The following is a 15,005-nucleotide window of genomic DNA, read 5'->3' as shown; positions in this document are numbered from 1 at the left end:
TGTTCATAAAAACACTATGCCGCTCCTTCAAGAGGTATGCGACATAGGATTATTTATATTGAATTCTGACTACATCATATTACAATTTCGTTCCATATTCAAGAATTGTTTTTATTTTCGTGACCATTAAATCGATTGCTACTTCATTTTGGCCGCCTTCAGGGATGATGATGTCCGCATATCTTTTCGTCGGTTCGATGAATTGATTATGCATCGGACGGACGACTGATAAATATTGCTCGATGACTGAATCGATTGTTCTTCCACGGTCTTGAATATCCCTCATAAGGCGTCTAATAATGCGTAAATCTGCATCCGTATCGACGAAAAGCTTAATGTCCATCAACTCACGAAGTCGTTCATCCTCAAGGACAAGGATCCCTTCCAGAATAATGACGTCCTTCGGTTCAATTGGTATGATGTCTTCTGCTCTCGTATGCAGCGCATAATCGTACACCGGCTTTTGAATGGGTTGTCGCTGCAATAACATCTCTACATGTTCAATTAATAAATCAGTGTCAAACGCGAGCGGATGATCATAATTCGTCAGCAATCGCTCTTCGAATTCTAAATGCGATTGATCCTTATAATAATAATCTTGTTCGATGACTACGACCGAATGCTCTTTGAACACATTATAAATTCGATTCGTGACGCTCGTTTTACCAGATCCGGAACCACCGGCAATTCCAATGACAAGCGGTTTACTTGAATTCATTCACTATCCCCCTAGCACATAGAGGCACGCCTCAGTTGCTCTTTTTTACTGCAATAAGTATTCCATCACCGACAGGTAACAATGATGTTTCGTAGGCAGGGTGTTTCATAACCCATGCTGTAAATTCTTTCAAATTTCGGATCATCGTTCGATTACGCTTTGGTACATCCTCATCGGGTAATAGAACGGCACCGTGCATGAACATATTATCACAATAAATAATTCCACCCGGCCGCACAAACTCAGAATACTTTTCAAAGAAACGTTTATACTGCCCCTTCGCTGCATCAATAAATAACGTATCAAATGATTCATCAAAAATTCCTTGCGTTTCCAATTCCAACGCGTCGCCTTTAATAATCCGTATGCGATTGCCGAATTCACTTCTCGCAATAAAATCTAATGCCTTCTCGTACCTTTCCTGGTCGCGTTCGATTGTTACAACGGATGCACCATGCAAAGCAGAAACCATACGGATAGCAGAATATCCTATTGCGCTTCCAATTTCAAGTATTTGCTTCGGCTGTTGAATACGTAGCAACCCAAGAAATGTATTTATTCCATTAGAATCCATGATTGGAATGTGATATTTCTGTGCGTAGTCCTCCATCTCTGTAATGAGTGGTTCTACCGTTCCTGTAAAGCTTGCCAAGTAACTTTCATAGTCAGTCAATGCATCGCCACTTCCAATCATTCTGTGTCTAATCAATCTATGAATTCCGCTCTTTTCTTCAAGTGTTCTTCGTACGTTTTGGAAAAGTAGTTATTCCCTTCATTGTCTGCAAGAAAATAGAAATAGTCAGTGATGGACGGATCCACAACTGCCTCAATAGATGATTTCCCTGCATTGGCAATTGGACCAGGAGGAAGCCCAGTATTTACATACGTATTATAAGGATCTTGTATTTTCAAATCCTCAAAAAGAACACGATCTTTATGCTCTCCTAAAGCATAAAGAACAGTCGGATCTGTCTGAAGTGGCATATTTTTTTTCATCCGATTGTAAAACACACTTGCAATTGTTTCACGATCCGTTTTCGCAGTCGCTTCCCGCTCAAGCAAACTGGCAAATGTCAGCAACCAATGAACGGTTTTCTCATTCTCTTGCAAATAAGCAAAATACGGGGTCAGGTTGGCTGAAGTTGCATCGAGCATCGTTGTGACAACTGTCTCAACAGATGGTTTCTCTTCGTAGAATGGATAAGTCGCTGGATACAAATAGCCCTCCAATGGATATTTCACGTTTTCCGCTAAAATTTCATCGGATAAGATATTTGGATACTTATTCATCAAGTCTGCGATAATATTTTTATCATTGACGTAATCAAGAAAAGCTTGTTCTTTAACACCAGTACGTTTTTCGACAACCTTTGCGATCTGATCCAGTGTTAATCCCTCAGGCACAGTCATTGTAAATACCGGCGTCCGGTACACTTTACCCGTTTTCAAACTTTCAATTAACTCATCTAACGTCATTGCTTTTGTTAAGCCATAAGATCCGGCTTGGAATTGGGATTCGTTATTAAATTTTGCATAGTACTTGAAAATCTTTGCATCTTTAATAATCCCCTTTTTTTCAAGAGTTTGTGCAATTGAAGTGAGACCTGATCCTATCGGTATTTCAACTTCAATGACTTCTTCAGAATTGGGATCTACTGGTTGCAAGGCTTCTGTTATGTATTTATACATGGCGCGGCCACTTAGAAGCCCGACAATCAGTAGTACGATTGCTACAACAAATACAATCCGTCTAACGATTTTCACTTCTTTTTTTTGCTCCAACATCTTTTCAAACATCTGATCTTTTTTCGTCCCTTTATCCACTTTGCTTCACCTCATTTCAAACAATCTTGCTGTCTAGTAGAAAGAAATCGTTTACTTTTTTGCACCGAAAAAAAACGGAATGGCTTGCACCATTCCGTACGTGCACATTATCAATTACTCTTCGTCTTCATCTTCCTCAGCTAGGAAGGTATTCAACATTTCTTCGATCATATCCCATTCTTCATCCGTTTCAATCGGTAACAATTCACCGTCTTCATTGTCTTCAGAAGGAATAAATGCAGATGCATGGATTTCAACTTCTTCATCGTCGTTCTCATCTTCACCTAAAATATGATAGAGAACATATGACTTCCCGAAATCTTCCGATTCAAATGTGAAAATCACTTCACAAACGTGCTCTTCGCCGTGCTCATCTACTACTGTCATTGTTTCTTGTCCATGTTCCATTTCATTCACCTCATCAATTTTTTGAGTCAAGATACCCTTGTAGTATCATGACAGCCGCCATCTTATCGATGACTGACTTGCGTTTTTTCCTGCTGACATCCGCTTCAATTAACATCCGTTCTGCTGCCATCGTCGTCAGACGCTCGTCCCAAAGAATGACAGGCAAATTAAACGTCTCTTTTAACAGCTCCGCAAATTTTTCAGATGCTTCTCCTCTAGGTCCAACGGTATTGTTCATGTTTTTCGGAAAACCTACTACGAAACATGTAACAACGTGTTCTTTAACGAGTTGTTGAATTCTTTCGATGCCAAATTGGCCGGCACTCTCATCGATTTTTATCGTTTCGATACCTTGGGCTGTCCACCCGAGCGCATCGCTAATTGCAATGCCGACCGTTTTTGAACCTACATCCAATCCCATTGTTCTCAATTCGATTTACCTCTGTTTTCACGAATGTAAAACTTGACCAATTCCTCAAGAATTTCGTCTCTTTCCAGCTTCCTGATTAGATTCCGAGCTTCGTAGTGACGAGGAATGTAAGCCGGGTCGCCGGAAAGAAGATAACCGACGATTTGGTTAATGGGATTATAACCTTTGTCTTCCAGCGCAGTATGCACATGAAGCATGACCTGTTTCACTTCTTGTTCCATCGATTCTTCAGGAAAGTTGAATTTCATCGTCTTGTCGTATGAATTCATAGTCGACACCCCGCTTTCCAATCGTCCGTTTACAAATCGGATACCTTTCCCAATTTCTCTATACCCGACATCCATTTCCGCTTAAACGGATTTGACATAATCATACACGGATTGAAGTGCTTCATCAAGTTTGGAAGCATCTTTTGCTCCAGCCATTGCCATATCGGGACGACCGCCGCCCTTTCCATCACAAATCGTTGCTACATGATTGACGATTTTTCCAGCATGGAAGTTCCCATTTTTCAAGTCTTCTGTTACACCTGCTGCTAACAAAACTTTGTCGTTTGCAGCGGCACCGAGTACAATAATTCCTTTTGCAACTTTCTGTTTCAGCTCATCAATCATTTGGCGCAACGCTTGATTATCTTTGACGTCCACTTTCGCAGAGATGACCGTTACATCGTCCACTTGTTGCGCAGAAGAAAGAATGTCCGTCAACTGGCTATTTCCTAATTTAGCAGAAAGGGATTCATTTTCACGTTGGATCTCTTTCATCTCTGCCAATGTGGAAGAAAGTTTGTTGACGATTTCTTTCGGGTTTGATTTTAACAGAGCTGCCGCTTCTCCTAGGTACGCTTCCTCTTCTTTAAAGGATTTGTAGGCATTTTTACCTGTCAACGCTTCAATTCTTCTCGTCCCAGCGCCAATTCCACTTTCTGATTCAATCTTGAAAAGTCCAATGGAAGAAGTTGCAGGTACGTGACAACCTCCACAAAGCTCCAAAGAGAAGTCTCCCACAGTGACCACACGGACGACATCGCCATACTTTTCACCGAACAATGCCATTGCACCCATTTGCTTTGCCTCTTCAATTGGCTTTTGAGCAATCCCAACAGGTATATCATCCCATATCTTTTCGTTAACAATTGCTTCAATTCTTTCCAACTCTTCCTTCGTCACTTGTCCGAAGTGAGAAAAGTCAAAACGGAGTCGATCTGGACCTACGTATGAACCTGCTTGGTTGACATGGTCCCCAAGTACGATTTTCAATGCTTTATGGAGCAAATGTGTTGCTGTGTGATTTTTAATAATTTGTTGACGTGAAACAGCATCCACTTCAGCCAAGACGTTTGCATCCACGCTCACTTCTCCTGAACGAACAATGGCATTATGCAAATGCTGACCGTTTGGTGCTTTTTTAACATCTTTCACATCGACGATGAACGCTTCTCCAGAAATCGTACCGGTATCTGCAATCTGTCCACCACTTTCAGCATAAAACGGGGTACGATCCAGCATGAATTGGATTTCATCACCTTCAGAAGCATGTGCAACCATTTCACCATTATGCAACAATGCGATGATTTGTGCTTCAGTCGTCAATTGATCATACCCAACAAACTCACTAGCAGCATGAATATTGCCTAGTACTTCTGATTGGACATGCATCGAATCGACGTCAACCCGAGCCGCTCTCGCACGCTTTCGTTGACTGTCCATTTCTTCATCAAAACCTGCTCGATCGACCGTCACGCCTGCTTCTTCAGCAAACTCTTCTGTCAGTTCAAACGGAAAACCGTACGTATCATACAGTCTAAACGCATCTGCGCCTGAAACGATTGCTTGACCTGATGACTTTGCTTTGTCAATAATGCCGTTTAAAATCGTTAATCCTTCGTTTAGCGTCTCATGGAAGCGTTCTTCCTCATTCTTAATGACTTTCATGATGAACGCTTCTTTCTCGGTCACTTGTGGATAGAAATCTTCCATGATCGCACCGACAACTGGTACTAACTCAAACATGAAAGGCTTGTGAATACCAATCTGTTTTGCAAAACGCACCGCTCGACGTAATAGTCGTCGAAGGACATATCCACGCCCTTCGTTGGATGGTAGCGCTCCATCTCCAATTGCAAATGCTACTGTACGGATATGGTCTGCGATGACTTTAAAAGCAGTGTCTTTGTTTGCATCTTGTCCATAAGTTTCACCTGATACCTTTTCCACTGCATGGATAATCGGCATGAACAGATCTGTGTCGAAATTGGTTGGCACGTTTTGAATAACAGAAGCCATTCGCTCCAATCCCATTCCTGTATCAATGTTCTTCTTAGGGAGCGGCGTGTACGTATGATCTGGGTTATGGTTAAATTCAGAGAAGACTAAGTTCCAGATTTCCAAATACCGTTCGTTCTCCCCGCCTGGATATAATTCAGGATCTGAAAAATCATCTCCATATGCCGGACCACGGTCGTAGAATATTTCTGAGTTTGGACCACTTGGGCCTTCCCCAATATCCCAGAAATTCCCTTCCAATCGTATGATTCGTTGTTCAGGAATACCGATTTCATCTCGCCAAATAGCGTAGGCTTCTTCGTCTTCCGGATGGACTGTTACCGATAACAGTTCAGGATTAAAGCCGATCCATTTTTCGTTCGTGAGAAAATCCCATGCACGATGTATCGCTTCTTTCTTGAAATAATCACCAATCGAAAAGTTCCCTAACATCTCGAAAAACGTATGGTGACGAGCAGTTTTCCCTACATTTTCAATATCATTCGTTCGGATGGATTTTTGTGCATTGACAATTCGAGGGTTCGTCGGCACAACACGTCCATCAAAATACTTTTTAAGCGTTGCCACACCGCTGTTAATCCAAAGGAGTGAAGGGTCATCAATCGGCACAAGTGGAGCTGATGGTTCTACATCGTGACCAAATTCTTTAAAGTAATCAAGGAACATTTTACGAATTTCTGCTGCAGTCAATTGTTTCATGTGTAAGCCTCCTGTTCTATATGCACGAATTCGGTAGAGCGTCATGCCGTTTGGCAATAAAAAAATCCCCGCCCCTGTACAAGGGACGAAGACTTTTCGTGGTACCACCCTAATTTACCGGTTAGACCGGTATCTCAAGAAGCCATAACGCGGCTAACGGCAAGGATTAGTTGCACTCAGGAGTAGCTTTCCGACAATTACCATGAGAATCCTTTCAGCCTGTGGGATTCCTTTCTATTACATGGTTCATTGCGTACTGTCTCCGTCAACGAATTCGTATGTTACTTGTGATTATAGGAAAAACCTAACGGGTTGTCAATCCATCACTTCCATAAAATCATATGGACTGGCTCCTTGCATACCAATCATCGGATCAATTCCAAAGATCGTTTCTTTGGTCAGTCTAAAGTCTTCTGTTTCTTCATCGGCCAAAGAAGGATTGTCCGATTGCTTCTTCACTTCATCTGCTGACTGCATCGGTGGTTCAACTTCTTGCGACTGGGCAGCCACTTCTTTTCGAAGACGTTCTTTCAACGTTGTCTGCCTTTCCAGTTCATCCGTACGCTGTATACCAATTGAAAACTCTTCAGGTTCACCACACAGGATGAGGAAATCTTTTGCTCTTGTAATCCCTGTATATAAGAGATTTCTTCGCAACATCTTACGATAACCACGTACGACAGGCATGACGACTATTGGAAACTCACTGCCTTGCGATTTATGGATGGAACAACAATACGCCAAAGTAATTTGATTCAGGTCATTTCGCTCGTATTCAACTTCGATTCCGTCATAAGAGACGATGAGCATTTCTTTTTTGTCTACGGTTTCGTTCGCCTTAATTATTGATATGACTTCTCCCATATCTCCATTGAAAACATTACTTTCGGGTTGGTTGACAAGTTGCAGTACCTTATCACCGATTCGGTACACGACGTCGCCGAAAGTGACTTCCTTACGGTCCGGACCGGGGGGGTTCACCATCTTCTGGATCATTTTATTTAAGCCATCAATGCCTGCTGGTCCTTTATACATCGGGGCCAATACTTGAATATTTTTAATTGGATGCCCTTTGGAGACCGCATTTTTGACTATTTGTTCAACAGCTTCGAGAATCTGATCGCCCGTTGCGCGTATAAATGAACGATCACCTGTCTTTTTCACTATATCAGTTGTCAATGATCCATTTTTAATCATATGTGCGAGCTCGATAATCGTTGACCCTTCACTTTGACGATAAATTTCCTTCAACTCCACGACGGGAATCTTTTTCGAATCGAGCATGTCTCTTAGCACTTGGCCAGGACCTACAGGAGGCAACTGATCTTGATCCCCCACAAAGAGAATTTGGATTTCAGTCGGCAACGCCTTTAACAACTGATGCGCAAGCCAAGTGTCAACCATCGACATCTCATCAATAATGATGAGTCTTCCCTCGACTTCTTTTCCAATGGCATCTTCTTTCTCTTGCCCAGTGAATCCTAGAAGGCGATGGATAGTCATGGCTGGAAGGCCTGTTGACTCTGACATCCTTTTCGCCGCACGACCAGTCGGTGCTGCCAGAACAATTGGAAATGTCTCTTCTTTTTGCGCGTACACTTTTGGATCGAGTGACAGTCCATGCAATTCGGCATAAACTTCAACCAAACCTCTAATAACTGTCGTTTTGCCCGTACCTGGTCCGCCTGTCAGGATCATCGCAGGAGAATGGAGCGCCTTCTCAATCGCATCAACTTGTGTAGGCGCGTAGCTGACTTCAAGCCGTTCCTCCGCCTCCCCAATTGCTTTACGGATTTCAGACACCGGGAATTTATCCGAATGGTCATTTTCCATAATCCGATCCAGCTTGGAGACAATACCAATTTCTGAATAATAAAGAGTAGGGATATAGAGTCGTCTTCCTTCTCCGCACAACTTTCCTTCCTCAACCAGTTCGATTACTGCTTGAGAAATGTTGTCAAAAGGAACTTCTGCACGTTGACTACTTTCCAACAGCCGTTTCACTTCTGGCAAGACATTCTCTGCTTCCAAGTAAACATGACCTACTGATTGAACGGCTAGATTCATTGTATGTAATATAGCCGCTTTGACGCGTGAAGGATGATTGCCGGTGATGCCCAATTGCCTTCCTAATTCATCTGCACGTTGAAAACCGATTCCTTCAATATCCTCAATGAGTCGATAAGGATTCTCTCTCAGAAGTTCTAATACTTCTTCACGATATGTTTGGTAGATTCGCATGGAAAGTTGTGGACCAAATCCCCATTCGTTCAGTTGGACCATGCTCCGTTCCAAACCGAGATTTTCTTGTAACACCGTGACGAGCGTCTCTTTTTTATCAGCCGCTAATTTAGGGATTTGATCGAGAACATCGGGATTTTCAAGGATGCGTTTAATCGCATCTTTTCCTAATTGCTTTACAATCGTATCAGCAGTCTTCCTCCCGATACCCGGAAACAAGTCGCCCGAAAGATAATGGACAATTCCAGTTTCCGTTTCAGGCATTTCTTTTGTAAACGTGAATACATCAAACTGTTTGCCATAAGTGGCGTGATTGACGAGTCGCCCTGTAAACCGGTAATCATCTTCGTTTGACAATGGAGGAAAACTGCCTTTGATGACAATTTCCTTATCTTCATAACCGCTGTTCGTCTTTGTGATTTTCATTTTCACAATAGAAAAAAGGCTGTCAGGATTGTGAAAAATCGTGACGACCGGTCTTCCGACGATGAATAGTTGCTCAATATTCCCTTGTCCATTTCCTACCGTCATGGTCATCACCACCTAGCCATCTACTTGTTACGATTGTTCCCCTATTTTGATCATGTCAAAAATATAGCGAGCTTGAGTATGTTCAGGTTCAATGGTAAAAGCCTGTTCCAAATGATGGAGTGCATCGTCTTTGCGATCTGTAGATACCGCATACAATACACCTAGATTGTAATGAGCATCTGCATTATCTGCATCATTATCCAGTATGAATGTAAACTCTTCTTGAGCTTGCTTAAACAATTCCATTTCTGCGAGTAAAATGCCGAATGACAATCTGATCTCCAAATCTGAAGGCGCCAGCTCAGCTGCTCGTTGGAAATAAGGGAGTGCGAGTTTACTGTTGTCGGTATTTCGTAAACATTTCCCGAGCATAAAGTAGGCATCCGCTTCATCTAATCCCGCACGGATTGCTTTTTCATATAACTTAGCCGCCTCTTCAAAGCGCTCATTTGTAAAATAAAGATTTCCAAGTCCATACAACGCAGATCCTGCATGTTCATCAAGCGTAATTGCTTTTTGGAAAAAGCGTTCTGCTCTTTCAATATCACCTGCAGAAGCAAATACATTTCCAAGGTTAATGTATCCGACTGGATTATCTGGTTCTGCTTCTGCCGCTTTCATGAACGCCTCAATCGCCTTTTCGTATTCTCCGTCTTGAAGTGCTTTAATACCTAATTCATTAAATTCCATTTGTGATTCCTCTCATCCTACATAATCTAGTTGGACACCGTTTTTAATGACTGTGTCAATCGTCCCTCCACCTAGGCATTCTTCCCCATCATAAAAGACGACTGCTTGACCTGGAGTAATCGCTCTAACCGGTTGTGCAAAAGTGACTGTCGCAGTATTGTTTTCACCTAAATGGACAGTGACGTCGGTATCCGGTTGTCTGTAACGAAATTTCGCAGTACATGAAAAAGTGTCCGGTAAGTTTCTTGCGGTTGCAAAGCTTATTTGAATGGCTGTTAAGCTATCCGAGTAGAGTGCATCATTATGGAATCCTTGTCCGACGAGCAAAGCGTTGTCCGCTAAATCTTTTCCAAGAACAAACCAAGGATCCCCTGCTCCACCGATTCCGAGACCGTGCCGTTGACCAATTGTATAATACATCAGTCCATCGTGTTTGCCGACAACTTCTCCATCCATTGTTTTCATATCACCAGGTTGAGCGGGCAAGTATTGGGAAAGAAATACTTTGAAATTACGCTCCCCGATGAAACAGATGCCTGTTGAATCTTTTTTCTTCGCAGTTGCTAGTCCGGCCTTTTCAGCAATCAATCGTACTTCTGATTTGTCAAGGGAGCCAATTGGGAACATCACTTTTTGTAATTGCTCTTGATTTAACTGGTTCAAGAAGTACGTTTGATCTTTGTTTTCATCTTTCCCTCGCAACATTGCAACACCGTTATCTGTTTCAACAACTTGCGCATAATGGCCTGTTGCCAAGAAATCAGCACCTAAACTCATCGCATGATCGAGGAAAGCTTTAAATTTAATTTCTTTATTGCACATCACATCAGGGTTTGGTGTCCGTCCTGCTTTATATTCTTCAAGGAAATAGGTAAACACTTTGTCCCAATATTGTTGTTCAAAATTGACTGCATAATAAGGGATACCAATATCGTTACAAACTTTAATGACATCTTCGTAATCTTCGGTCGCCGTACATACGCCGAATTCATCTGTGTCATCCCAGTTTTTCATGAAAATACCGATGACATCATAGCCTTGCTCTTTTAAAAGTAATGCAGCAACAGAAGAATCGACACCTCCGGACATCCCGACAACTACGCGGGTTTCTGCTTTCGATTTAGTTGTTGTTCTCATTTATATTCATCCTTTATCCGTTCATTTCACTAGACGTTTAACAATCGTTGCTGTTGTAGTAGCTGCACGCCGCACCATATCTTCATCCAATCCTAAGCCAAAACTGAATCGTACCGAATTTCTTAGCTTTGAAGACTTGTTCCCGTACATCGCTGACAGAACATGAGACGGTTCAAGTGATCCTGCAGTGCAAGCAGAACCACTTGATACAGCAATTCCTGCCATGTCCATGTTGACGAGTAACGACTCGATATCTGTACCTGGAAAACTGATATTGAAGATGTGTGGTAATCGGTGCGCTCGTTGGGCATTCAATTCAAATTGGATTCCCTCTTCGGTAAAAACAGCTTGTATGAGCTGTTTGTAGCGTTCATACGTTTTTTGGTTGTTCTCCATATCAACCTGAGCAATACGAACCGCTTTAGCAAATGCGGCAATGGCGGGCACATTTTCAGTCCCCGCTCGTCTCTTCCGTTCCTGCTCTCCGCCAAATAATAAGGGGTGGGTAGAGATGCCCTTTCGTTGATAAAGAAAGCCAATTCCTTTCGGCCCATTCAACTTATGAGCGGATGCACTGAGCAAGTCTACTTGTAATTCTTGTACATCTAAGGGCGCAATACCGTAGGCTTGAACAGCGTCGGTGTGGAAAATTGCTTGATGTCCTTTGAGCAGTTCTCCAATTTCTTGAATCGGTTGGATGGAACCAACTTCATTGTTCCCGTACATAATCGTAACGAGAATCGTATTCTCCGTTAATGCATCTTTTACTTGCTCTACAGCAATTACACCGTCTTCATTCACAGGTAAATACGTCACTTGAAAACCTGTTTTCTCCAGTTCCTGGCAGGCGTGTAAGACGGCATGGTGCTCGATGGTTGTTGTAATAATGTGATTACCTTTCTCCTTCATTGCACTCGCAGTTCCAAAAATTGCAATGTTATCAGCTTCCGTACCACCTGAAGTGAAAATAATTTCATTTGGCTCCGCTTGTAAGCTCAGAGCAATTTCCTTACGAGCGTCATCGATCCATTTTCTAGCTAAACGTCCGTATTGATGAATACTCGAAGGGTTGCCGAATACTTTATCCATCGCTTCAATGTATGTTGACCGTACTTCCGGATGTACAGGTGTAGTTGCAGCATGATCCATATAGATTGTTTGCATGAGTAAACTCCTTTATTGAAACCGTTTAAATGTAATACATATATCCGTCATTTGTAGTAGATTCTTCTGCATCGACGAGATCTTGGATCGTTGTCGTGTCAAGAACTTCTCGAATTGCATCCCCAATCCGATTCCATAATGATTGTTGAGGGATATTTCCTTCTTCAATCCCTTCAACAACTTGGATAGGACCTTCTAATAACCGAATGATGTCCCCTGCTGTAATGTCTGTTGGCGGTTTGGAAAGTTTATAGCCGCCATAAGCACCACGAACACTTGTTACGAGACCACTGTTTCGCAATACCGGAATGAGTTGCTCAAGATACGCATCAGACAAATCATGCTCTTCGGCAATTTTCCGTAAAGGCATTGGACCTTCACCATATTTCTTTCCAAGTGCAACAATCATTGTAAGGCCATAGCGGCCTCTCGTTGAAATTCTCATGTATAACCAACGTCCTTTTCAATAAGTACAAAACATTATAGCATAATTGAAGGTTGGCTTCCTGCAAATGACTTCTCGGTTTTCTTTGTGTATAATGGTGGAACGGATGTACGTACGGGGAGTGAATAGTTTGCACAACGAACCATTAGCTTTTAGAATGCGACCACGAACAATTGACGAGATTGCCGGTCAACAACATATTATCGGAAAAGATACAGCCCTTTACCGGTTAGTTCGTAAAGGGCATGTCCCTTCCATGCTACTGTACGGCGAACCGGGTATCGGCAAAACCTCTTTAGCGTATGCAATTGCCGGCACTAGCGACTTACCGTTCATCGCACTGAATGCAACAGTTTCCGGTAAAAAAGATGTCGAGGAAGTTGTTGCAGAAGCTCGGATAACAGGAAAAGTCATTTTGTTTTTGGATGAAATCCACCGTTTTAATAAATTGCAACAAGACACGTTGTTACCACATGTCGAAAAGGGATCAATCGTGCTAATCGGTGCAACAACCGAAAATCCTTTCCACGACGTGAATCCTGCCATTCGTTCACGGTGCGGGGAGATTTTACAGCTCAAACGATTGGAAACCGAAGATGTTGTCAAGTTGTTGAAACGTGCCATCCATGATGTTGAGCGAGGTCTTGGGAAAACGCCTATTGCCATTACGGACGAGCAAGTCGAAAAGATAGCAGGCGGTGTGAACGGAGATGCTCGAAAAGCTCTTACATTACTCGAGTCAATCGTATCAGCGAGTGATGAGGAAGAGGGAATAATTGTTATTGAAGATTGGCTCATCGAAAACTTAATTGGCAGAATTGGACTCGTTGGCGATAAAAAAGGATCTCATCATTACAACTTGCTCTCTGCATTGCAAAAGTCTGTGCGTGGAAGTGATGTGAATGCAGCGATCTTCTACTTGGCTAATCTGCTTGAAACCGGCGACTTGATTGCTGTTTCAAGACGGCTTCTCGTCATGGCGTACGAAGATATCGGTTTAGCAGCACCCGAAGTTGGTCCACACGTACTTGCAGCGACGGATGCCGCTATTCGATTAGGCATGCCCGAAGCGCGTATCCCACTTGCGAACGCGGTCATCGAAATGTGTCTCGCATCAAAGTCCAATTCAGCATATAAAGCAATGGATGCAGCAATCCGCGCCATCAACGAAGGGAAAACAGGTGACATCCCCCTCCACTTGCGTGATACGCATTACGCTGGAGCTGCTGAACTCGGCCACGGTGGGTATCAATATCCTCATGATACCCCAATTGGATCTTTCGGCGGCTGGGTAAATCAACAATACCTCCCAGACAAATTGAAAGACGTAGAATTTTACGAACCTGTTATCGCGGGTGAGGAGAAGAAACTCGCAGGGATTTATGAACGGTTAAAGGAATTCAGACAAAGAAAATAAAAAAACACATCCTGTCTATTTTGTGTACAGGATGTGTTCTTTTTTTATAAAATATATTGATCCATTTTCAAAACAAGTTCAGCAATTTCCGGTTTACTTACTTGATCATTCGCACCAACGTTTTCACCTTTATGTTTTAATTCATCCGTAATCAATGATGAGAAAATAATGACTGGCAACATAGCACTCTGTTCGTTTTCACGGATACGTTTTGTGAAATGATGACCATCCATTTGTGGCATTTCAATATCTGTAATAATGAGTTGGACAACTTCTTGCGCCTTCTTACCTGAAGCAATCGCATTTTCCAAGTAGGCCAATGCATCTTTTCCGTTCTCGAAGAACTCGATGTTTGCATAACCTGCTTCGGTAAGCGTATCATTTAACAATTTACGTAGCAAAGGAGAGTCTTCCGCAACAAGTATACGTTTGTCAGACCGCTCGCGTACACCAAGTTTCTTCACTTCTTCGACACGGATTCCACTCTCAGGATTTATGTCCAGGACAATTTTTTCGAAGTCTAGTAGCAACAGCATATCTTCCGATCGTTTAATTACACCGATCACTTGTGTCGTATCACCTGAATAGAGGTCTGCGGGTTTTTCAATTTGATCCCATGATACCCGGTGAATTTGTGATACATCTTGCACATGGAAAACTACTTGTTGTTGATTAAACGCAGCGACGATGTATTTACCTTCATTTTTTCCAATTGTCTTCGGTAAGCCCATAACGGTTTCCATATCAATGACCGGCAATACGTCCCCACGCAATTGGATTATCCCTTCAATTGAAGGATGTGCATGTGGAATGATTGTGATTGGAGTAGGTAAAATGATTTCTTTTACTTTAATCACATTAATGCCATATCGATTATTACCAATTTCAAATTCAACGATTTCAATTTCGTTCGTACCACTTTCCAATAATATGCCGTCTTGTCTTTGCATCATTTCCAGTCCTCTCATCGTAACTTGCAGTGGATTTATAACTTTCTTCCTTACATATCACAAGAA

Annotated in this window: 14 protein-coding genes; 1 reads left to right on the top strand and 13 read right to left on the bottom strand. The window is 42.3% G+C overall.

What is annotated here, in order from left to right:
- Positions 1-79: 79 nt before the first annotated feature.
- From udk to cymR, 12 genes are all read right to left on the bottom strand, one after another.
- Entirely contained in the window at positions 80-718 is a 639-nt protein-coding gene (gene udk, locus NRI27_RS03060; protein WP_317942218.1) for a uridine kinase, read from the bottom strand.
- Positions 719-749: 31 nt separating this feature from the next.
- The gene (locus NRI27_RS03055) at positions 750-1,427 is read right to left on the bottom strand and encodes an O-methyltransferase (RefSeq protein ID WP_371389489.1); all 678 of its coding nucleotides are present in this window, start codon (positions 1,425-1,427) and stop codon (positions 750-752) included.
- Positions 1,424-2,542, bottom strand: a complete 1,119-nt coding sequence (mltG, locus tag NRI27_RS03050; protein WP_371389488.1) for an endolytic transglycosylase MltG — start codon at positions 2,540-2,542, stop codon at positions 1,424-1,426. The genes NRI27_RS03055 and mltG overlap by 4 nt, the downstream gene beginning before the upstream one ends.
- Before the next feature lie 114 nt (positions 2,543-2,656).
- Positions 2,657-2,950 (bottom strand): DUF1292 domain-containing protein, encoded by a 294-nt coding sequence (locus NRI27_RS03045; RefSeq protein ID WP_317942221.1) that lies wholly within the window; start codon positions 2,948-2,950, stop codon positions 2,657-2,659.
- A gap of 13 nt (positions 2,951-2,963) precedes the next feature.
- Entirely contained in the window at positions 2,964-3,380 is a 417-nt protein-coding gene (gene ruvX / locus NRI27_RS03040; protein ID WP_317942222.1) for a Holliday junction resolvase RuvX, read from the bottom strand.
- A complete protein-coding gene (locus NRI27_RS03035; RefSeq protein ID WP_317942329.1) occupies positions 3,377-3,649 on the bottom strand; it encodes an IreB family regulatory phosphoprotein in 273 nt (90 codons plus the stop codon). The genes ruvX and NRI27_RS03035 overlap by 4 nt, the downstream gene beginning before the upstream one ends.
- Before the next feature lie 81 nt (positions 3,650-3,730).
- Positions 3,731-6,364, bottom strand: a complete 2,634-nt coding sequence (gene alaS, locus NRI27_RS03030) for an alanine--tRNA ligase (RefSeq protein ID WP_371389487.1) — start codon at positions 6,362-6,364, stop codon at positions 3,731-3,733.
- A 315-nt stretch (positions 6,365-6,679) separates the two neighbouring features.
- On the bottom strand, positions 6,680-9,136 hold the full coding sequence (gene recD2 / locus NRI27_RS03025) for an SF1B family DNA helicase RecD2 (protein ID WP_371389486.1): 2,457 nt from the start codon (positions 9,134-9,136) through the stop codon (positions 6,680-6,682).
- A gap of 27 nt (positions 9,137-9,163) precedes the next feature.
- Positions 9,164-9,826, bottom strand: coding sequence for a tetratricopeptide repeat protein (locus NRI27_RS03020; protein WP_371389485.1), 663 nt, complete (start codon positions 9,824-9,826; stop codon positions 9,164-9,166).
- 12 nt (positions 9,827-9,838) lie between these two features.
- Complete coding sequence (gene mnmA, locus NRI27_RS03015; protein WP_371389484.1) at positions 9,839-10,963, bottom strand: tRNA 2-thiouridine(34) synthase MnmA; 1,125 nt, start codon at positions 10,961-10,963, stop codon at positions 9,839-9,841.
- 21 nt (positions 10,964-10,984) lie between these two features.
- Positions 10,985-12,127, bottom strand: coding sequence for a cysteine desulfurase family protein (locus tag NRI27_RS03010; protein ID WP_371389483.1), 1,143 nt, complete (start codon positions 12,125-12,127; stop codon positions 10,985-10,987).
- A 25-nt stretch (positions 12,128-12,152) separates the two neighbouring features.
- Positions 12,153-12,572 carry a cysteine metabolism transcriptional regulator CymR gene (gene cymR / locus NRI27_RS03005; RefSeq protein ID WP_371389482.1) on the bottom strand — a complete coding sequence of 140 codons (420 nt, stop codon included), beginning with the start codon at positions 12,570-12,572 and terminating at the stop codon, positions 12,153-12,155.
- Positions 12,573-12,702: 130 nt separating this feature from the next.
- Here cymR and NRI27_RS03000 point away from each other — a divergent pair, with 130 nt between their 5' ends.
- Positions 12,703-13,989 carry a replication-associated recombination protein A gene (locus tag NRI27_RS03000; RefSeq protein ID WP_371389481.1) on the top strand — a complete coding sequence of 429 codons (1,287 nt, stop codon included), beginning with the start codon at positions 12,703-12,705 and terminating at the stop codon, positions 13,987-13,989.
- 44 nt (positions 13,990-14,033) lie between these two features.
- Here NRI27_RS03000 and NRI27_RS02995 read toward each other — a convergent pair whose 3' ends face one another.
- Positions 14,034-14,939, bottom strand: a complete 906-nt coding sequence (locus NRI27_RS02995; protein WP_371389673.1) for a chemotaxis protein — start codon at positions 14,937-14,939, stop codon at positions 14,034-14,036.
- Positions 14,940-15,005 lie beyond the last annotated feature (66 nt).

This window comes from Sporosarcina sp. OR05, assembly GCF_041414805.1.
In the GTDB taxonomy this organism is placed as follows: domain Bacteria; phylum Bacillota; class Bacilli; order Bacillales_A; family Planococcaceae; genus Sporosarcina; species Sporosarcina saromensis.
This window is presented reverse-complemented; position numbering and strand designations above follow the sequence as displayed.